This is a genomic window from Pseudoalteromonas sp. AWM4_233, from assembly GCF_056158285.1.
In genome coordinates this window covers 2,940,611-2,959,246 of sequence record NZ_JBSWSZ010000001.1, presented here as the reverse complement: position 1 = coordinate 2,959,246, position 18,636 = coordinate 2,940,611, and the positions used below count along the sequence as shown (strand labels likewise).

Sequence of the window (18,636 nt, the reverse complement as noted above, 5' to 3'; positions counted from 1 at the left end):
AGGCCACCGAGCTCACGCTAGGTGGCTTTTTGTTTTTAGAGGTCGAGATGTCAGAGTCAATTGTTAAGCAAATTGATGCATTAAAACAGCAATTAGAAGAATATAACTACCAGTATTACGTATTAGATAACCCAAGTGTGCCAGACGCAGAATACGATAGAGTAATGCGTGAATTAATGGCATTAGAGCAAGCAAACCCTGAATTACTTACACCTGATTCGCCATCACAAAAAGTCGGTGGGGAAGCGCTGAGCAAGTTCTCTCAAGTGACCCATAAAGTACCTATGTTGTCTCTTGATAATGCTTTTGATGAAGCAGAATTCACTGCATTTAATCGCCGTATTCAAGAGCGCTTGTTAGTGAGTGAGCCACTTGACTTTTGTTGCGAGCCAAAACTAGATGGTCTAGCGGTATCTATCTTGTATAAAGATGGCGTGTTAGTGCAGGCGGCAACACGCGGTGATGGTCAAGTCGGTGAAAACATCACAGAGAACGTTAAAACCATTCGTAACGTACCGCTGCGTTTACGTGGTGATGATATTCCGGCTGAACTCGAAGTACGTGGTGAAGTATTTATGGATACGGCGGGTTTCGAAAAATTAAATGAAACGGCGTTTGCTAAAGGTGAAAAAACCTTTGCGAACCCACGTAATGCTGCAGCAGGTAGTTTACGTCAGCTAGATTCTAAAATTACCGCCAAACGCCCATTGATGTTTTATGCATACTCAACCGGTGTTGTTGAAGGGGTAGAGTTGCCTGATGCGCATTTTGAACAACTCAGTAGGCTCAAAGATTGGGGCTTCCCAATGTGCCCAGAGACCCGCTTAGTGACAGGCACCACAGAAGTGATGGCATATTATCAAGACATTCTTGAACGCCGTGCAAGCCTAGCCTATGAAATTGATGGCGTGGTGATCAAAGTAAACCGCAAAGATTACCAACAGCAACTCGGTTTTGTTGCCCGAGCACCACGCTGGGCCATTGCCTTTAAGTTTCCTGCGCAAGAAGAAATCACTCAGTTACTGGATGTTGAATTCCAAGTGGGGCGAACCGGTGCAATTACACCGGTAGCACGTTTAGAGCCTGTTTTTGTTGGTGGCGTGACAGTGTCAAACGCAACGCTTCACAACCGCGATGAAATAGAGCGCCTTGGTGTAAAAGTCGGTGATACCGTCATTATTCGTCGTGCAGGTGACGTAATACCTCAAGTAACACAAGTGGTGCTAGATCGACGCCCTGATGATGCTAAAGACATCGTATTCCCTGAAACATGCCCTGTATGTGACTCACACGTCGAGCGAGTTGAAGGCGAAGCTGTGGCTCGTTGTACCGGTGGTTTAGTGTGTCAAGCGCAACGTCAGCAGGCGATTAAGCATTTTGCATCACGCAAAGCATTCGATATTGATGGTCTAGGCGATAAAATTGTTGATCAGCTTGTTGATAGAGAATTGATTGAGACACCTGCGGATTTATTTACCTTAAAGCAAGGCCATTTTGAGTCACTTGAGCGTATGGGGCCAAAATCGGCATTGAACCTAGTTAACGCCCTAGAAGCGGCAAAGCAAACGACTCTAGCAAAGTTCTTATATGCTTTGGGTATTCGTGAAGTAGGTGAAGCAACCGCGCAGAATCTAGCAAACCACTATTTAACGCTAGAAAAGGTAATGGCAGCCAGCACGGATGACTTACAAACAGTCAGTGATGTGGGCGTTGTGGTTGCTAAACACATTCATGCTTTCTTTAATGAGCCGCATAACCAAGCTGTTGTGAACGCGCTACTTGAAATTGGTATCAATTGGCCGCAAATAGAACAGAAGTCAGCGGATGCACAGCCGCTTGCTGGGTTAACGTATGTTTTAACCGGTACATTGAGCCAGCTAAATCGTAACGACGCGAAAGCGCGTTTGCAGGCACTCGGCGCAAAAGTGGCAGGCAGTGTCTCTAAAAACACCCATGCCCTTGTTGCGGGCGAAAAAGCGGGCTCTAAGCTAACCAAAGCCCAAGATTTAGGTATTGAAATACTCGATGAAGATGCCTTAATCGCTTTGTTCGCTGAACATGAGTGATACTGAGCAGCAATTATAGAAATACACTACGCGGTCAATATGGCCGCGTTTTTGTAGTAGTTCCTCTGCATAGAGGGTAGGACATTTATGAAACATTATGGCCCAGAGTATTGGGATAAATATGGCGTGTATCGTACACCTTTGGCTTTTAACTTGACGCTGGTGGTGTTGCTGCGTGCCTATTTATTATGGACTTTCTCGGCATTGGCAAGACGTCCCGATATTGATTTTATGTCGTTATTTTTTGTTTCTAAATTCCACTTCTTTACGGCGTTAGGTATTGGGGCGATTGCCATTGTACCGACTGTAATATATTCACTTCGCCGACCAACCAGCTCTCAGAAGTTAGCCAAAATTTGGCGGCACATGCGCTGGCCGTTATTACTTTGTGCATGCTTAGACTTAACTTGGCTGATCTATCAAGCATCACAATCGTATTACCAGTTTTCGATGTTTTTAGCAGTGCAAATGGTGCTCTTGCTCTGGGTAATATTGTATTTGCTGAAAAGTCGCTATTTAAGCTACTTTTTTAATGATTGGCCTGAGCCTGAAAAACAAGATAACAAGGGGTAAATTATGCTGACCTGGCAAGATGTTTTAAAGTACGCGAACGCTGGTAATCCAGAGCCGAAAAATCGAGTTGAGAAAACAGCTGAACAGTGGCAACAAGAGCTAGACCCTGAAGTCTTCTATATTACCCGAAACAAAGGCACCGAGAGGCCGTTCAGCAGTGGCAGTTGCACGCTATTTGAAGCCGGAGACTATCACTGTGCCTGTTGCAATAATTTATTGTTTTCAGGGGACGAAAAGTTTAACAGTGGTACAGGTTGGCCATCATTTACAAAACCTGCCTATTTAGAATCGATTGCTTACATTGGTGATAACAGCCATGGTATGCAGCGAGTCGAGATTGTGTGTAATGTATGCGACGCACACCTAGGGCATGTATTTCCTGATGGTCCACCACCGACAGGCTTGCGTTATTGTGTAAATGCGTTATCGATGACAAAAGCTTAATATATTTTAGTTAAAGCTTATACTAATCCTCTTAATTAAGCGTTCTATTTTGAGGCAAGGAAAACTTGTCGATAACGAGGCGGTAATTTTGCTGTTTAGTTATTCTAAATAAGAAATTTTCAACGAAGTTAGCGTCAGTTTTAGTACCTCAAAATGAGTGCGTATTATTGAGGATTGGTACTACTCTACCGAAAGTCCCAGCTCATCGCAGGTGACTTTCAGCTTGCCTAAACGCTCTTTCTGATCTGTTTCTAAATCCACACTGTTTAAAAGTGCAAAGCACTTCTTGAGCAATGGGGTGTTGATGGTGTTTTCTTTTTGGTGGTTTTTGTCTAATAAACATTGCGCCAAATTAAGAGCAATACTGGCATTTTTTGGCATGACTCTAAACGCTTGCGTAAATGCTTCAAGCGCGACATCAATTCTACCGCGGTTAAACTGAGTCACTGCATGGTTGTTAAGCTCTTTCGGGCCCATGGTAATGTCTTGCTTCTCTGTTTTTTGCTGGTGGATATAATGCAGGGTAGTGGGGTCACTAATGTCTTTATGACGCTCGCAGTGTTGTATGATCTGTGTGAATAAGTCTTGAGCCTTGTGCTGCATCCCTAGTTCATGACAAGCTTTTGCTTTATCAAGTGCAGCATCGATAGAGCGTATTGTTGGTTCATCTTCTAGTTGATTAATAAGTTGAATCGCTTTTTGGTGCTCATCTTTCAAGTAGTGAATACGTGCGTTTAAAACATCTAACTGGGTTTGATTATCGGCATTTGGAAATTGCTTTTTTAAATCGCCAAGATATTTTTGTGTTTGTCGTGTGATGCGATTAATTTGCTCTGTTTGATCAGTGGCTAAGGCAAAGTCGATGCCCGCCCTAGCTGCATTTAAATAGATCTCAGGGCTATCATGAATGGAGTGCTTAGCGAACTGAGCAATGTCTTTATGCGCGTTGTAGCTCGATTCATAATCATGATTGATTGACGCAACCCGACCTAAACTTTTCTGTCTTTCGATATTGCGAGGTGCCATATTAGATGCTTGCTGAAGAAATGTTTGCGCGTTTTCAAATTGATTCAATTGCATTTCAAGGCGACCAAGTAAGTCGAGCGCAACCAATCGAGTTTCTGAACGTTCTAACATCGTCTTTAGCATACGTTGAGCTAGCACATGTTCTTTGTTTGCAATTAAAGCTTCTACCAGGCCAATTTTAGCCCAAGCGAATTTTTGTAAAGAAAGCGCTGATTTATAGAATGTTTTAGCCTCATCAACCCGTTTTAATCTAAGTAATGCCTCACCTTTGAGTTTGAGCAAAATCGGGCTGTAGGTGTTGTCATCATTATCGAGTTCTTTGTCGATAAATTTAACTGCTTTTGAATCATTGCCATCATCAATTAAAGTAAAAATTTGTTTTAGCGCAGATTTTCGCTTTAACACGCGGGTAAGCCGGGTTTTTAATTCTTTAATTGAAAATGGTTTAACTAAGAAATCATCGGGTTGAAGCTCAAGTACGCTATGAACTAACTCCCCGCTGGTCTCTGCAGAGACAAAAATAAAAGCGGTGGTGTTCTTGATGAGGTTTTTGCTTTTTAACTCTTCGTAGAGCTGATAGCCGTTTTGTCGCTTAGTTAAATCGAATGAGCAAATAATTAAATCAAACTTTTCACTGGCACAAAGTTCAATTGCTGCAATTGCGTGCTCGGCAATATAGATATGCTTAAACTGTAGCTGCTCTAAAGAGCGCCTGAGATGGCTCAGCGCGAGCGGCTGTTCTTCGACAATTAACAGCTTGATATTGCTAAAGTTGTTTAAGCTCATTGAATAAATTAGTAACGATAAGGGCTTATGACAGTCTAGACCTTTAATGGGCTTTTTTAAATAGTTTGGAGATAAAACAGAGTAAGATTAAGAATTTAAGATTGGATTATGTGGTGGGTCGTACTGGACTTGAACCAGTGACCCTCGCCTTGTAAGGGCGATGCTCTCCCAACTGAGCTAACGACCCACATAATAAATAGCTTGATATGGTGGGTCGTACTGGACTTGAACCAGTGACCCTCGCCTTGTAAGGGCGATGCTCTCCCAACTGAGCTAACGACCCATATCAATGTACTTTGCGAACCAGTAAAGTGGTGGGTTGTACTGGACTTGAACCAGTGACCCTCGCCTTGTAAGGGCGATGCTCTCCCAACTGAGCTAACAACCCGCAAAGTCTTTCTAAATGGTGGGTCGTACTGGACTTGAACCAGTGACCCTCGCCTTGTAAGGGCGATGCTCTCCCAACTGAGCTAACGACCCATTTAGAAAATGGTGTGTAATATGGTGGGTCGTACTGGACTTGAACCAGTGACCCTCGCCTTGTAAGGGCGATGCTCTCCCAACTGAGCTAACGACCCATATTACAGCTCTATAATGGTGGGTCGTACTGGACTTGAACCAGTGACCCTCGCCTTGTAAGGGCGATGCTCTCCCAACTGAGCTAACGACCCATTATAGATAAATTTAGATATGTGGTGGGTCGTACTGGACTTGAACCAGTGACCCTCGCCTTGTAAGGGCGATGCTCTCCCAACTGAGCTAACGACCCATATCTAAAAACAACACGTTACCGTGTCGTTGTGGAGCGGTATTATAGGGAGACTTGCAACAGAGTCAATAGCTGAATTTACAATTTTGGTCTGTCTGCGGGTTTTATCATCAAATTGCAATTGTTCTTCATTATATAGCAAGTGCATTTTCACGCTGAAAAAACTTAAAAAGCTAAGAAAACTGACTCATTGAAAAATAAATCAAAACTAAAGTGCCCAATATTATGAATTTAAATCAGGGCTATTTTAGTTGGTAAAATAAAAAGTTTATGGTCTTTGAGCTTTTCTCAAAACTAATGATAGATGCTCTTTCGTATAAGTCGGAATAGAGAGCTAAATTAGCAAACTTCATAACGCTAGCTGATATCTAAGTGCGGTAGGGAATAAAACAGAACAATTTGAGGGGTAGGGTGATGATATAGTGGGGGGTTTAGTTGCCTAAAAACGGTTGTTGTGGTTATATATGCGCCTGTTTGCTGTTTTTTAAAGCGAACAGTAAAAAGTTAAAGAAAAAATGTTGACTTTAATTTTATGGGTGCATAGAATGCGCCCCGCACTCAGCGATACAGGTGACTAACTGAAAGGTTAGATAAGCCCAAGGTAAGGGGCTATAGCTCAGCTGGGAGAGCGCCTCGCTGGCAGCGAGGAGGTCTGCGGTTCGATCCCGCATAGCTCCACCAATTTTCTAAGTGCAATTGTCCTAGAGAACACAGTTTTTGTGTCCCCTTCGTCTAGAGGCCTAGGACACCGCCCTTTCACGGCGGTAACAGGGGTTCGAATCCCCTAGGGGACGCCAATTTCGCTACTTCTTCGAATGGAGTAGGGAAGCTAAATATACTCGTATGGTAAGAGTTAAAATAACCAGTCCTAGTGACACATTATCTACATGATATTGCGTCCCCTTCGTCTAGAGGCCTAGGACACCGCCCTTTCACGGCGGTAACAGGGGTTCGAATCCCCTAGGGGACGCCACTTTACTTAAAGTGCTCAAGATAAACACTCGTATGGTAAGAGTATAAATAACCAGTCCTAGTGACACATTATCTACATGATACTGCGTCCCCTTCGTCTAGAGGCCTAGGACACCGCCCTTTCACGGCGGTAACAGGGGTTCGAATCCCCTAGGGGACGCCACTTTACTTAAAGTGCTCAAGATAAACACTCGTATGGTAAGAGTATAAATAACCAGTCCTAGTGACACATTATCTACATGATACTGCGTCCCCTTCGTCTAGAGGCCTAGGACACCGCCCTTTCACGGCGGTAACAGGGGTTCGAATCCCCTAGGGGACGCCACTTTACTTAAAGTGCTCAGATAAACGCTCGTATGGTAAGAGTTAAAATAACCAGTCCTAGTGACACATTATCTACATGATACTGCGTCCCCTTCGTCTAGAGGCCTAGGACACCGCCCTTTCACGGCGGTAACAGGGGTTCGAATCCCCTAGGGGACGCCACTTTACTTAAAGTGCTCAAGATAAACGCTCGTATGGTAAGAGTCTAAATAACCAGTCCTAGTGACACAGAATTCTGCGATAGAATATTGCCGTTCGCCTCGCTGGCTCGGACTCACCTAACGCAGAAATAGCAAATCAGTGATTTGCTAAACAATTTCTGCGTCCCCTTCGTCTAGAGGCCTAGGACACCGCCCTTTCACGGCGGTAACAGGGGTTCGAATCCCCTAGGGGACGCCACTTTACTTAAAGTGCTCAGATAAATGCTCGTATGGTAAGAGTTTAAATAACCAGTCCTAGTGACACATTATCTACATGATACTGCGTCCCCTTCGTCTAGAGGCCTAGGACACCGCCCTTTCACGGCGGTAACAGGGGTTCGAATCCCCTAGGGGACGCCACTTTCACTACCACTTCCTATTTTATTCATAATAAATCACACTATTTTTATTCTTGATTTTTGAAAGAACTGTTTGTTTTTTATTGCGTTAATTTCAAAACTTGATTTAGATCAACTTTTCTCCGTTGTTAGTTCACCCTTTTGTATTAAAAAGAAATATCATACGTTTTTTACTTAGTGTGAACGACGATGACTAAAGGAAGAAATCAAGTGACCAACAGAGAGTATGATTACCCCAATCATTACAATCTGTTATCGACAACCAATACCAAAGGCCAAATTAAGTATGCGAATAAGCAATTTTGCGAAGTCGCTGGATTTGAGCTGCACGAACTAGAAAATAAACCGCATAATATTGTTCGCCACCCGAGCATGCCAAAAGCTGCTTTTAGAAATCTTTGGGATTATATTGGCAGTGGGCAATCTTGGATGGGGATGGTGAAAAACCGCTGTAAAAATGGTGATCACTACTGGGTGAATGCCTTTGTTACACCAATAAAAGATACCTCAGGTAAAACCGTTGAGTATCAATCGGTGAGAACCAAACCAGATAGAACAGTTGTTAATCGTGCTGAGAATATTTATCAAAAGCTTAATTCTGGTAGTTCTGCAGAAAAACTCACTGCAGCATCTTGGTCATTACCCACCCAAATGATGGCAATCATAGTTGCATTTTATTTACTGACCATGATGTTTACTTCATTACCTTCACCTTGGAACTATATTTTAGAGACAGTACTTTTAGTCGCCATTTTAGCTTTTACACATAGGCAACTCGCACCAATAAGAGCGCTTAGTGAAAAAGCGAAACAAGTTTATGATAATCCGCTAATGCAAAAGATTTACTTAGGTAAAGTAAATGATATTGCTGCAATTGAATTAGCGCTTATAGCTAGGGAATCTGAACTCAGAGCTGTACTAGGGCGTGTTAAAGATGCCAGTGCAACGGTAACCGAACAAGCCGATGATACGGTGAATGAGTGCAATCACAGTGCTGAATTATTAAATAGCCAACAAGCGCAGACAGATGCACTTGCGACTGCAATCAATGAAATGACCGCGACAATCTCAGAAGTTGCAAGTAATACTAACAATGCTGCAGATCGCTCTGAAGCGGCTTTAGAGTCAGTAAAAATAGGCAACGAAGCGGTTAATGAAAATATGCAAAATAACTATGCGTTGGCCGAAGAGCTGTCACAAACGCAAACTGATATTGAAGAATTAAATGCGCAAACTGTAAACATAGGCAGTGTAGTGGATGTGATCAGAGGTATTTCAGAGCAAACCAATTTGTTGGCACTTAATGCCGCGATCGAAGCTGCTCGTGCTGGCGAACAAGGAAGAGGGTTTGCAGTGGTCGCTGACGAAGTAAGAGCGCTTGCTCAACGTACTCAAGAATCTACCAAAGAAATTGATACCATTATTGCAAACTTAAGAGGGCGTGCGGAGCAAGCTGTGCAGGCTATTCAAAACGGCGTGAATAAATCGACAGAATGTGTGTCTCAAGCGGAAGGTGCTCAGGCGAGCTTAGAAAGCATTAATGCCATCGTGAATGATATTTCTGGCTTAAACTATCAAATAGCTACGGCCACTGAGCAGATGTCAGGCGTATCAAATGAGCTTAATAACAACGCCGTTCATATCTCGCAATTAGCCAATGATTCTATGCAGAGTTCGGATAAAACCATCTCCACGATGGCTAAGACTCAAGAATCACTGAATGCACAGTCTGCATTGGTTGATCAGTTTATTAATAAATTTATACGGTAACTCAGCTTTATGAAGAGGCTGAGCAAGTTAAAATCAGCCTCTTTTTATATTCCTCTATTTATGCCTCTGCAGAAATTGACGACTCAGTTTTGGGTGGTAGCTCAGGTTTATAGGTTGAAAAGTCTAACCCTTTTATAAGTAACCAACAGCCAACACCTAACTCAAATAGTGCACCTGGAAACATCACAAACATGGCTTCTCTTGGCAGATCGGCAATCAATAGTTTGGTAACAGGATAAATGATTAAACTGGTGTAAGTGATCATGCCCCACACTGACCAAGCTTTCGGGATGTAATTGGTTTTAAAAAATAGATAGAATGTCATGATCCCGGCCACGCCCATAAATATCCAACTATATTCACTCGCTGGTTGTCTAAAGCTTGAAGCAATGACGATGATATGGCGTATTTGTTCAGCGTCGAATACATTCAGTAAATAAGCTTTATTAGACAGAGCCAACATAGACATACTCACTGTGACGACAAAACTACCTATAATAATTTCAACTAGCCGAAAACAAAGCGCAGTTTGCATAAGTGGTTTATTGATGGGTTTTAAAGCAAGGTAAAAACCCATAGAGGCGGTTGTTACAGCTGTAAACATCACTATTTCTGCGAATATACCCCAGCGAAAATGTTGCTCGTTGGCAAACACGCCATGACTTAAGAATTGTTCACTAGAAGCGAGCGTCGAGCTTAAAATAAAGTTATCCAAAATACCGGCAAGGGTAAAAACAATGTACGAAAGACCAGCTACTCGGGCGTAAAATTGCTGATTTTTATGTTGTGTATTCATTGTGTATTCCTTTTTAAAGAGGCAAGGCAGTTTCGTTTTTCTTCCAAGTTGCAGCGAGATAGATAATGAAAATCCCGGTACAGATCTCAAAGAAACTAAAAAATAGGTAGTGAAGACTGCCACCCATGGTGACGGTAAAAGCTTGTATTGATGTTGTAATTATTCCGGCAATAAGGTTGGCGTATTTATTTAACGGAAAAGCCAGCACCCTTGATAGTAGAATCATGATCATGGGAATTTGCATAATGAAGGCAAATATTAATAAGAACTCTTCTGTGATGCTTATACTGCCAACTTGCCCAGCTAAAAAAGCTTCCAAGTAAGGTGCAAGATGTAGAGTGAAAACGTCACAGTAAATGTAATTGACGGTGATAAATATCCATAACAAAGATAATAAGTGCTGTCTTTTTTCATGCCATTCAAAGATTTTCATAGGTCGCTCTAATTAGTTATTTTTGATGCGAATAAGATTGCCGAAAAAGTAAAAGTTGTGCGTCTTGATGGGCCTATTTGAACGAAATAATAGAAATTAATGCATTTTTTTGAGTGAGAAATAGTTTGATAACGGGTTATTTTTACTTAAAAAAGATATAAAAATTTCGAGATATAAAATAAAATTAGCAATATTATCAGGTGGATAGGTGTTGAACTGTGGGAAGAGTTAGATATATAGTTAGAACGCTTATTTTAATAATTTATTGAATACGTGAATGGTTAATGTATTTCCGACAGTTTTGTACTCTTGCATGATAGGGATGGCTTTTATTGCCCTGTTAGATTTGTTTAATCGTGGCAAAGAAAGGCAGAATTTATTTTTAAAAGGCTTACTTCTACTCCTTGTTATCCACTTAGCCGGTGAGCTATTTATTTATTCGGGTGCTTATGTGTACGCCCCTGAATTAGCAGGGTTACAGTTTCCCTTCAGAATATTAATGGGCCCAGCGCTGTTCTTTTACGCTCACGCGACGATGTCTGCTGATAAGAAAATAGATAAAAAGTACTGGCTGATGGCTTTATCGGGCCCTGTACTGGTAGTCATTGTTATGCTGCCATTCTTATTCATGATTACGCCTGCTGAGAAGCTCGCTTTGGCAAACCCAGCCACACGAGACCCTGAGTTATGGCGAATTTCAATATTAACCTGCTCGATCGTGACGACTCTGTTTATCATTTACACTGCGTATTTTTTATTGCTGGCTTTTCAGCTTCATAAAGCCCATAACCAGCAGCTTATGGAGCGCTTTTCTGACATTGAACAGCGCTCTGTAGATTGGTTTAAACCTATACTGGTGATTTGGGGAGCGGTATGGTGCATGTTTGCGATAGAATTTACCCTTAATGCCTTAGGTTGGCGTTGGTTTGGCACAGGTAGATTGCTGCCAGCTTTAGAGGTCGTTGCTTTGGCCATATTTATACAAAAAGCGTTAAGCCAAAAAGTACTCAGTCATGTCGACAAAGGCGTACCTAAAGCACAAGGCACACGGACGGCTTTATTGAGTGAGGATAAAATGCAAAGCATTGCGCAAAAGCTCAGGCATGCTATGCACAGTGAGCAGCTGTTTTTAGATGAGTCACTGTCTTTAAAACGTTTATCAGAAGAAGTAAGCGAGTCTGAAAATCATATATCAGAAACTCTATCGCAGCACTTAAATACAAATTTCTTTCAGTTTGTGAATGGTTTCAGGATTGAAGCTGCAAAAACTGCGCTGATCGAAACCACAAAGCAAGTCACAATTATAGCCTTCGAAGTCGGCTTTAATTCTAAGTCGACATTTAATACGGCTTTTAAAAAAATAGTTGGCCAAAGCCCCTCGGTATATCGTAAATCATTCTTAGAAAATAATTAGAGGGAGCAAGCTCCCTCTAATCTACAAAGCGCATTTTGTTTTGCCGTTTTCAACATACACTTTTGCTGTTTCGCATGTTTGTTCTGGCAGCTTTGCCATAATATGGGCTCGGAAAGTCTTAATCTTGTTGTTCTCAACATTTTCTTTCAAGCTTATTTTGAGCGCCTTGTCTAGGGTCTTTATAGCCAGGGTGTTGTCTCCTTTACCTTCATACAAATAGGCGAGTCTGAAATAAGCATCAGTGCGAGTAGGGTAAGTACTGATAAGTTGTGTGTATATGTCTATGGCATCGGCGTAGCGTTTGTCTGTAATGGCCTTTTCGGCAGCGTATCTGTAAGCCAGATAATCAGGTTTTAAAATGACCCCATACTGCCTAGAGAGTTGAGCATAGCAAGCATCAATACCTGTTAAGCCCAGCGCTGCAAAATCCGGTGAGCATTTAAATTGTTCAAACAACTCAACATAGGCTCTGTTTTGTCCCACCATTGCTGATGTACTGTGATTCTCATCTTTTATAAACTCTAAATCATAATCAAAGCCTAGACGTGTTTGATTACCTAGTAATTCACGATATTGCTCAAAAGAACTCAACATATGGCCAGTTTCATCAGCGAGGTTTAAATATAAATAGTTATTTAGATTTTTCTTTTGTTTGTAAAAAGTGTGAGCTTGTTTTAACACTTTCCCTTTGTGCCACCAAAGGCTCGGGCTAAAAGCAAAATGCGCTTGGAATAACTGAGGCCGGGTTTGTAATGCATAGATTGATAGCAGTCCACCGAGCGAGTGGCCTGACAACACCTTAAAGCCATTGCTACGGTAGCGTTTATTGATATGAGGAATGAGCTCTTTTTCTATAAAGTCCAAGAAGTTATCAGCCCCACCAGATACACCCCACTGGTTATAGCTTTCATCGTAAGTTGGCGTGAAATCGCGTGTTCTGTGCGTATTTTTAATGGCGACGATGATCATTTCTTTAGCATGATCAGACTGAGTTAATAGATCTAAAGTACCAGCCGCATGTTTAAAGTTTCTTAGCCCATCCGTCAAATATAAAACAGGGTAAGTTTGCGATTTATTTAGGTGATAAGCATTGGGTAAGTGAATTAATAGTCCGCGTTGCTCAGATAAAATAGAGGAATAGATCCCATCTTCTATCGTGGAGCCCCGCTCGGATGCATAAGCACTTAAATTAAATATAAAACATAGAGTAAATATAAAGACGATAACTTTCTTCATTTTAGTTCCTTGAGTTGTACTAATTAACCGGTGTTTAAGTTGCTAGGAAAACCGCCGAAAGTAATGAAATTTGCAGGAAAAAAAGGGATGAAAAGAGGATTAATCGTTGCAAGGCAATCAGTTTTTGCTCGATGATTGTTATGAAGTTTGCTTTTTGTACCTGTTAGATACTGTGATAAAGTGCTGAAATATTAATTTTTATCTATTGATTACAATTGTTTATGCTTAAGTTTGGCGATTTTATTTTTGACAGTCAGCAGCAACGTTTGCTCACAACACAAAACACGCAAGTAGAAATCGAGCCCAAACTCATTGCGCTTTTAGAGTTTTTTCTCACCCACCCAGAACAGTTAATTTCAAGACAAACGCTGCTCGAAACGGTATGGGCAAATACCTTAGTAACAGATAATGCGATTAATAAGTTAGTTGGCAATCTGCGTAAAGCCCTTAATGACGACCCAAAACAGCCAAAGTATATACAAACAGTACCAAAGCGAGGCTACCGATTTATTTGCACTATTTTTGAGTGTAAACCTTCGCCGGTTAATGAAGAGTCAAGGGTTAATGATAGGCAAGATAATGAAGCCGCTAACTTTAATCTGTATCGTCAGCTCCTAGTTATCTTTCTGGGTTTGTTTCTACTTACTGCTGTTTGGTTTGTGTTTAAGCAAAATGACAATGACAAGCTTGCTTATTCAATGGCATTAACGAGAGAGCAGGGGATAGAACTTTCTCCACGTATGCACCCAGATCAAAACCACTTGTTTTACTTAAGAACGCGTAATGTGTCTGATGATGTTGAACTATGGGTGAAAGATATGCATACCGCGTCTGTAAATCGAGTATCTCTGCATCATCCTATCAGCGAAATCATTGCTGTTACTGAGCAAGGTACGCGGAGTGACTTAATTTATTTAGACAAAGGTCAGGGGCGGTGTGATGTTTATAAAGCCCGCTTGAATTATCAGCAAGGTGAGGGTTTTAGTGTCGCTGATGAAACGATGTTATTTAACTGCAAGGATAAAAGAGTTAAAGACATCGCTTATCACGCTCAGAAAAACGTCATTTATTATACTGCTCAGCCTGAAAACTTCTGGCCTAACCATATATATGCTTATGACCTTAATAAAAACGAACATGTTCTACTGAACCAACCTGCACCAAAAGGGTGGGGATATCACCACCTAGATGTGTCACCAGATGGCGAGAAACTATTGGTTATGAGCACAGGGAGTGACCATAAAACTCAGCTGCTGTCATTCAACTTGATAAGTCACCAAGTCACAGCTGGCAAGCAATTTGATAGACCTGTTTATGAAGCCATTTGGGCACATGACTCCGAGCAAATCTTTTATTATTCGTCTTCATCTATGCAGAAGATTATGCAAAGTGACTTTGATGGTGACAATAGTCGAGTTGTAGTTAATGTCTCAGAGCGACTTTCTAAGCGATTAAACCGCATAGCCGATGGGCATTCTCTACTGTTTAGCACTGAGCAAGATGACTATAATTTGAGGTTACTATTAGATGAGGAAACACATTCGCTTTATAATTCGGCAGTGTTTGATTCATACCCAGCCTTGTTTCATCAAAGTGATGATTACTTATTTGCTTCAAATCGCAGTGGTGAAATGCAGATCTTCTTTGCAGACAGTCATCGAGGAGAATCAAAAATATTAACTCAGTTTACGTCATCTTATGCCCTGAGTTATATGGCGATTTCACCCGATGATAAACAAGTTTTACTCGTCATCGACAATGATGTCTTCGCGCTCCCACTCCATAGGCTGAAGTCTCAACAACCGCTCGATGTTCTTTCGGAAGAAACAGCTATTTTTACCAGTGATGTACCTGTGATCGCCGTAGATTGGCTTTCAAATAATATGGTTGCAATTACAGCGGTTAAACATGCCAAACCTAATCTGCATATTCGCAATCTAGCAGGAGAGCGCATCGATTTACCGCAAGGGGAGTGGGCTTATGGCTTATCTGATAATACGCAAATGGGAAATGTTTACCTCATTGAGCAAGGGAGTCACCGCTTGTATCAAGTGAGGTTAAATACCGTTAGTGATGACCACCAAATTGAGCCGACCCCTTTGACTCTACCTAATGAATTCTACTGGGCCAAAATAGATAACCAACACCTTTATTATATGAACGCAGAGGGTGAGAGTGAATACTTACATAAAGTGCCTATTAATAGTGAGAAAAGCTTAACAAAAATGAAGGTTAATGCCTTTTCAAGTTATGACGTGAAGCAAGGAAAAGTAATGATCAGTGATGAGGCAAGTCGCTCAGGTGATATACATAGAACTTATTATTAAAAGTCGTGTGCGCCTTTATAAAATTTTCTTGAGCAGAGCCAAACTTCATGGCTCTATTCATCCGTTTATTGACTACCATTTTACGCTTAAAACCATCCTGTAGAAAATCAATCGCGTACTTTACAACGGATGACCACGTTTACTTATGAACTCAAATTTAAACTGTATGCATTAGCATTAGCCCACAGCTTAAATTTTGCAAGATTTTATGCCTGTCCCTTGTTATTTCTTCGTGTCTTGCTAAAAACCAAGCCAAAAGCAGGTCCGTAGAATCCAATAACTAACCCAAGTAGAATTAACTGCCCGGTGACAGTATGTTCATATGATGAACTAGCATAAATAAAGTATGGAATGGCTTGGTAAGTAAATAGTGAAGCAAGTGCAGTAAAGCCACACCATAAATTGTTTTTTACATCGAAAAGAAAATAAAAGACAACAAAGAAGCAGTACGCTATGAGCATAGAGGCTTCACCAGTTCCATAAATTAAGGTAAGTTGAGCTCGATCTAATAATAGATAAATAAACAATGCTTGATAAATTCTAATAATATAAATCACTTATAACTTCCTAATGAATTCTTTGCCGGGCATGCTAACTTACAGATCTTATGTGCAGTAGAGACATTCCAAGAATGTCGATGAAAAATTTATAGGTTAAATAATTCATAAGATCACATTTTGCAACGTGCATGAAGTAGCTTGAAACCGTCTGTTCCTTGCTCAAAGCATAATTAGTTTTACTCTGTCTTTTCATTAAACTCACACAAATCTTCAATAATACATGAGCCAGTGATACACATCGACTTTAAACTCTTTCGGTACCACTTTTTTGAGTTTTTCTGCAACATTTACCAGATCTTTGCCCATGGCAAATTTACTATGGTTACATACTCTAAAAAAATGTGTGTTTGCGTCATAGATGGGTCAGCTAGAAAATAATACCGCTACAAAAGCAGAATATTATTCTAAATGGGCAACCGCTTCTTTTTTGCTTCCGTCTAAACAATTAGAACCCAATGCAAAATAGCATCAAGTAACGGGTCAGTTTAGGAACAAATCAGAGGACGAAACAATGAAAGAAGTAACATTAGGAACTAAGTTAAGATATTTATTCTCCAGCATTTTATTAATCAGTGCTTGTTCAAGTATGGCAAGCATTGAAAAAGAAGAAACATACTCTAAGGTGTCGAATAATCACTTAATTAGCAAAACAGACGAAATCATTAAGCAGTATACCGACCCAGGTTGGTTTTCTGGTAGCGTGGTGATATTTAAGGGTGAAAAGGTTATTTACGATAAGAGCTTTGGTTTAGCAGATATAGAGAAGCAGATTAAGAATACTTCTGTAACAAGAACCAGAATCGGCTCAATCAATAAACATTTTACAGCAACCTTAATTTTGCAAAAGGTTCAGTCGGGAAAAATTAAGCTGGATGATAAGTTAGAGAAGTTTGAGTTAGGCTTTCCTAAGGACATTGCAGAAAAAATTACGGTACGCCATTTATTGAATCATACATCGGGTTTTGCCGACATCTTTAATAATGAATATTTCAAAACATATCGATCATTAAAAGATATCGACGACAAACTGCCTTTGTTAATGAATAAACCTTTGATTTCAGAGCCTGGGAAAGAGTTCAACTATTCAAACTATGGCTATATTGTTTTAGGCGCTATTTTAGAAAAGGTTGAGAAAAAGTCTTTTAAAACAATCATTGATGAAAATATTTTAGATGTAATTCAAGCTAATAACACCGTATATGACTTGACTGAAAACGTTACACAGAAAGCGAAGAGTTATCGGTTTTCTCCACTAGGAGAGAAAATTGATAGAACCCCTAAGTTGGAGAATTTAACACCTGATGGCGGTATGTATTCAACGCCTTATGACTTGGCTATTTTTTATTCAAAGCTTTTTTATACGGATGAACTAATAAATGACCAGTTAAAAGCCGTGATGAAAAGTCATTACAAAAAACCAATTAAATCATGGTCTGAGTTTTTAGGCAGTAACAAAACGAGAGTGGTTTCTTATGGAGGAGGCCCTGGAGTGAGTGCGGCCGTAGAGGTATTAATCAAAGATAAGTTTATGGTAATTGTTTTAGCTAATACTGATGGTGTGGTAGCAGAGCGTATAAGCCAAAGAGTGGCACAAGTTTATCAAGGCAAAGAATATAAAAAGGTCATATTACCTTTAGGGTTATTTGCTACTAGATTGTTAGAAGCGAAAGGCGATAGCTACTTTATAGATAATGCAAAACGTGAATTTCAGGATGCTGGCTATGCTAATGTTCACCCTAGAACATTAAATAAACTAGGCTTTGCATTCATTAATAATAACCAGCTAGATAAAGCGGTTAGTACTTTTATTGTTAACACTCAAATATTTCCACAAGTGGCCAATGCTTTTGACAGCTTGGCAGTAGCCTATGAAAAATCAGGTGATAAATCAAACGCGCTTTTGAATTATCAAAAAGCACTGTCATTGGACGAAAACTTTGCATCAGCTAAGCAAGCTATTATGCGATTGAGTAAATAGTTGGTTTTTTAGAGGCTAGGTAAGTAGTGAATGTTTATCGAGCCTCTAGTACTCATAAAGGCACTTATGCTGAGCAATTGTGCCAGAAAGAAAAATTTATATTTCGTTGGGCAACCGGTTTATCAGGTGACCCGTCTAACCTACTTTAAACTAAACATAATGTTGGAATGCTGCTATGAACACAGTTTTAATTTCCCTTTTTTTCCTAGTCGCCTTATGGCTAGTCGCTAGAAGTATCAACACTCATTTAAAACAGCAAAAGCTTATTAAAGTTAGAGAGATGCTTCATACAGAGCGAGTTAAGAGTTTAGAAACCGACGCCGAGCCAATAGACATAAACTTTGAAATGGAAGCTATGGAGCAGATGATGAGTCAATCAGTCACGACCTCTACAACTTTTATTAGGATATGGCATCAATTGAGTTTTAGATTGGGGGTTTTCTTTATTGTAGTTAGCCTAATGGGATTAGCCTTAATAGCAGGTTTCCTACTAACGCAGACTGAACTTAGGCATGGCATGGTACCGATGGCTTTAGCCCCCTTGTTTATAGGTATTCCATTGCTAGTGACTAATTTCCTCAGCAATAAGTACTTAAAATAAGC

The 18,636-nt window shown here is 40.5% G+C and carries 13 protein-coding genes, 15 tRNA genes and 1 pseudogene; 16 read left to right on the top strand and 13 right to left on the bottom strand.

Annotated elements, in window-relative coordinates; all coding sequences use genetic code 11:
• The first annotated feature begins 47 nt into the window (after positions 1–47).
• From ligA to msrB, 3 genes are all read left to right on the top strand, one after another.
• The gene (gene ligA / locus ACXAC4_RS13290; RefSeq protein ID WP_475164131.1) at positions 48–2,066 is read left to right on the top strand and encodes an NAD-dependent DNA ligase LigA; all 2,019 of its coding nucleotides are present in this window, start codon (positions 48–50) and stop codon (positions 2,064–2,066) included.
• Positions 2,067–2,153: 87 nt separating this feature from the next.
• Positions 2,154–2,639, top strand: coding sequence for a DUF2919 domain-containing protein (locus ACXAC4_RS13285; RefSeq protein WP_475162383.1), 486 nt, complete (start codon positions 2,154–2,156; stop codon positions 2,637–2,639).
• A 3-nt stretch (positions 2,640–2,642) separates the two neighbouring features.
• Entirely contained in the window at positions 2,643–3,083 is a 441-nt protein-coding gene (gene msrB / locus ACXAC4_RS13280; RefSeq protein ID WP_475162380.1) for a peptide-methionine (R)-S-oxide reductase MsrB, read from the top strand.
• Positions 3,084–3,263: 180 nt separating this feature from the next.
• Here msrB and ACXAC4_RS13275 read toward each other — a convergent pair whose 3' ends face one another.
• The 8 genes from ACXAC4_RS13275 to ACXAC4_RS13240 all read right to left on the bottom strand — a co-directional run bounded on the left by ACXAC4_RS13275 (position 3,264) and on the right by ACXAC4_RS13240 (position 5,664).
• Positions 3,264–4,895: a response regulator gene (locus ACXAC4_RS13275; RefSeq protein WP_475162378.1), complete on the bottom strand. Its 1,632-nt coding sequence runs from the start codon at positions 4,893–4,895 to the stop codon at positions 3,264–3,266.
• A gap of 111 nt (positions 4,896–5,006) precedes the next feature.
• Positions 5,007–5,082 (bottom strand) — tRNA-Val (locus ACXAC4_RS13270).
• Positions 5,083–5,102: 20 nt separating this feature from the next.
• Positions 5,103–5,178: transfer RNA gene (locus ACXAC4_RS13265), tRNA-Val, on the bottom strand.
• A gap of 29 nt (positions 5,179–5,207) precedes the next feature.
• Positions 5,208–5,283 (bottom strand) — tRNA-Val (locus ACXAC4_RS13260).
• Between the two features lie 16 nt (positions 5,284–5,299).
• A tRNA-Val gene (locus tag ACXAC4_RS13255) sits at positions 5,300–5,375 on the bottom strand.
• A 22-nt stretch (positions 5,376–5,397) separates the two neighbouring features.
• Positions 5,398–5,473, bottom strand: a tRNA-Val gene (locus ACXAC4_RS13250).
• Between the two features lie 17 nt (positions 5,474–5,490).
• Positions 5,491–5,566: transfer RNA gene (locus ACXAC4_RS13245), tRNA-Val, on the bottom strand.
• Positions 5,567–5,588: 22 nt separating this feature from the next.
• A tRNA-Val gene (locus ACXAC4_RS13240) sits at positions 5,589–5,664 on the bottom strand.
• Between the two features lie 605 nt (positions 5,665–6,269).
• Here ACXAC4_RS13240 and ACXAC4_RS13235 point away from each other — a divergent pair.
• From ACXAC4_RS13235 to ACXAC4_RS13195, 9 genes are all read left to right on the top strand, one after another.
• Positions 6,270–6,345, top strand: a tRNA-Ala gene (locus ACXAC4_RS13235).
• Between the two features lie 40 nt (positions 6,346–6,385).
• Positions 6,386–6,461: transfer RNA gene (locus tag ACXAC4_RS13230), tRNA-Glu, on the top strand.
• 100 nt (positions 6,462–6,561) lie between these two features.
• Positions 6,562–6,637, top strand: a tRNA-Glu gene (locus tag ACXAC4_RS13225).
• 86 nt (positions 6,638–6,723) lie between these two features.
• Positions 6,724–6,799: transfer RNA gene (locus tag ACXAC4_RS13220), tRNA-Glu, on the top strand.
• 86 nt (positions 6,800–6,885) lie between these two features.
• Positions 6,886–6,961, top strand: a tRNA-Glu gene (locus ACXAC4_RS13215).
• An 85-nt stretch (positions 6,962–7,046) separates the two neighbouring features.
• Positions 7,047–7,122: transfer RNA gene (locus ACXAC4_RS13210), tRNA-Glu, on the top strand.
• A gap of 161 nt (positions 7,123–7,283) precedes the next feature.
• Positions 7,284–7,359: transfer RNA gene (locus ACXAC4_RS13205), tRNA-Glu, on the top strand.
• A gap of 85 nt (positions 7,360–7,444) precedes the next feature.
• Positions 7,445–7,520 (top strand) — tRNA-Glu (locus ACXAC4_RS13200).
• Between the two features lie 209 nt (positions 7,521–7,729).
• Positions 7,730–9,289, top strand: a complete 1,560-nt coding sequence (locus tag ACXAC4_RS13195; RefSeq protein ID WP_475162375.1) for a methyl-accepting chemotaxis protein — start codon at positions 7,730–7,732, stop codon at positions 9,287–9,289.
• Between the two features lie 58 nt (positions 9,290–9,347).
• Here ACXAC4_RS13195 and ACXAC4_RS13190 read toward each other — a convergent pair whose 3' ends face one another.
• The gene (locus ACXAC4_RS13190) at positions 9,348–10,085 is read right to left on the bottom strand and encodes a DUF4386 domain-containing protein (RefSeq protein WP_475162373.1); all 738 of its coding nucleotides are present in this window, start codon (positions 10,083–10,085) and stop codon (positions 9,348–9,350) included.
• A 13-nt stretch (positions 10,086–10,098) separates the two neighbouring features.
• Complete coding sequence (locus ACXAC4_RS13185) at positions 10,099–10,518, bottom strand: DUF6326 family protein (RefSeq protein WP_475162371.1); 420 nt, start codon at positions 10,516–10,518, stop codon at positions 10,099–10,101.
• Positions 10,519–10,840: 322 nt separating this feature from the next.
• On the opposite strand from ACXAC4_RS13185, the gene ACXAC4_RS13180 reads away from it, so the two are divergent.
• Positions 10,841–11,932 (top strand): helix-turn-helix domain-containing protein, encoded by a 1,092-nt coding sequence (locus ACXAC4_RS13180; protein WP_475162368.1) that lies wholly within the window; start codon positions 10,841–10,843, stop codon positions 11,930–11,932.
• A 21-nt stretch (positions 11,933–11,953) separates the two neighbouring features.
• On the opposite strand, the gene ACXAC4_RS13175 is transcribed toward ACXAC4_RS13180, so the two are convergent.
• Complete coding sequence (locus ACXAC4_RS13175) at positions 11,954–13,168, bottom strand: alpha/beta hydrolase-fold protein (RefSeq protein ID WP_475162366.1); 1,215 nt, start codon at positions 13,166–13,168, stop codon at positions 11,954–11,956.
• Between the two features lie 221 nt (positions 13,169–13,389).
• On the opposite strand from ACXAC4_RS13175, the gene ACXAC4_RS13170 reads away from it, so the two are divergent.
• On the top strand, positions 13,390–15,495 hold the full coding sequence (locus ACXAC4_RS13170; RefSeq protein ID WP_475162364.1) for a winged helix-turn-helix domain-containing protein: 2,106 nt from the start codon (positions 13,390–13,392) through the stop codon (positions 15,493–15,495).
• 206 nt (positions 15,496–15,701) lie between these two features.
• Here ACXAC4_RS13170 and ACXAC4_RS13165 read toward each other — a convergent pair whose 3' ends face one another.
• Together ACXAC4_RS13165 and ACXAC4_RS13160 are read right to left on the bottom strand one after the other, a co-directional pair.
• Positions 15,702–16,052, bottom strand: a complete 351-nt coding sequence (locus ACXAC4_RS13165; protein ID WP_475162358.1) for a hypothetical protein — start codon at positions 16,050–16,052, stop codon at positions 15,702–15,704.
• 179 nt (positions 16,053–16,231) lie between these two features.
• Positions 16,232–16,418: pseudogene (locus ACXAC4_RS13160) on the bottom strand (endonuclease III); the annotation flags it as partial.
• Between the two features lie 148 nt (positions 16,419–16,566).
• On the opposite strand from ACXAC4_RS13160, the gene ACXAC4_RS13155 reads away from it, so the two are divergent.
• The gene (locus ACXAC4_RS13155) at positions 16,567–18,033 is read left to right on the top strand and encodes a serine hydrolase (RefSeq protein ID WP_475162355.1); all 1,467 of its coding nucleotides are present in this window, start codon (positions 16,567–16,569) and stop codon (positions 18,031–18,033) included.
• Positions 18,034–18,208: 175 nt separating this feature from the next.
• Positions 18,209–18,634: a hypothetical protein gene (locus ACXAC4_RS13150; protein WP_475162353.1), complete on the top strand. Its 426-nt coding sequence runs from the start codon at positions 18,209–18,211 to the stop codon at positions 18,632–18,634.
• The last annotated feature ends 2 nt before the right edge of the window (positions 18,635–18,636 follow it).

What these genes read in the sequence shown, in the direction of transcription:
- msrB (WP_475162380.1), top strand. Translation starts at nt 2,643, where the DNA reads ATGCTGACCTGGCAAGATGTTTTAAAGTACGCGAACGCTGGTAATCCA.
- ACXAC4_RS13190 (WP_475162373.1), bottom strand. Translation starts at nt 10,085, where the DNA reads ATGAATACACAACATAAAAATCAGCAATTTTACGCCCGAGTAGCTGGT.
- ACXAC4_RS13150 (WP_475162353.1), top strand. Translation starts at nt 18,209, where the DNA reads ATGAACACAGTTTTAATTTCCCTTTTTTTCCTAGTCGCCTTATGGCTA.
- ACXAC4_RS13170 (WP_475162364.1), top strand. Translation starts at nt 13,390, where the DNA reads ATGCTTAAGTTTGGCGATTTTATTTTTGACAGTCAGCAGCAACGTTTG.
- ACXAC4_RS13285 (WP_475162383.1), top strand. Translation starts at nt 2,154, where the DNA reads ATGAAACATTATGGCCCAGAGTATTGGGATAAATATGGCGTGTATCGT.
- ACXAC4_RS13180 (WP_475162368.1), top strand. Translation starts at nt 10,841, where the DNA reads ATGGCTTTTATTGCCCTGTTAGATTTGTTTAATCGTGGCAAAGAAAGG.
- ACXAC4_RS13155 (WP_475162355.1), top strand. Translation starts at nt 16,567, where the DNA reads ATGAAAGAAGTAACATTAGGAACTAAGTTAAGATATTTATTCTCCAGC.
- ACXAC4_RS13185 (WP_475162371.1), bottom strand. Translation starts at nt 10,518, where the DNA reads ATGAAAATCTTTGAATGGCATGAAAAAAGACAGCACTTATTATCTTTG.
- ligA (WP_475164131.1), top strand. Translation starts at nt 48, where the DNA reads ATGTCAGAGTCAATTGTTAAGCAAATTGATGCATTAAAACAGCAATTA.
- ACXAC4_RS13275 (WP_475162378.1), bottom strand. Translation starts at nt 4,895, where the DNA reads ATGAGCTTAAACAACTTTAGCAATATCAAGCTGTTAATTGTCGAAGAA.
- ACXAC4_RS13175 (WP_475162366.1), bottom strand. Translation starts at nt 13,168, where the DNA reads ATGAAGAAAGTTATCGTCTTTATATTTACTCTATGTTTTATATTTAAT.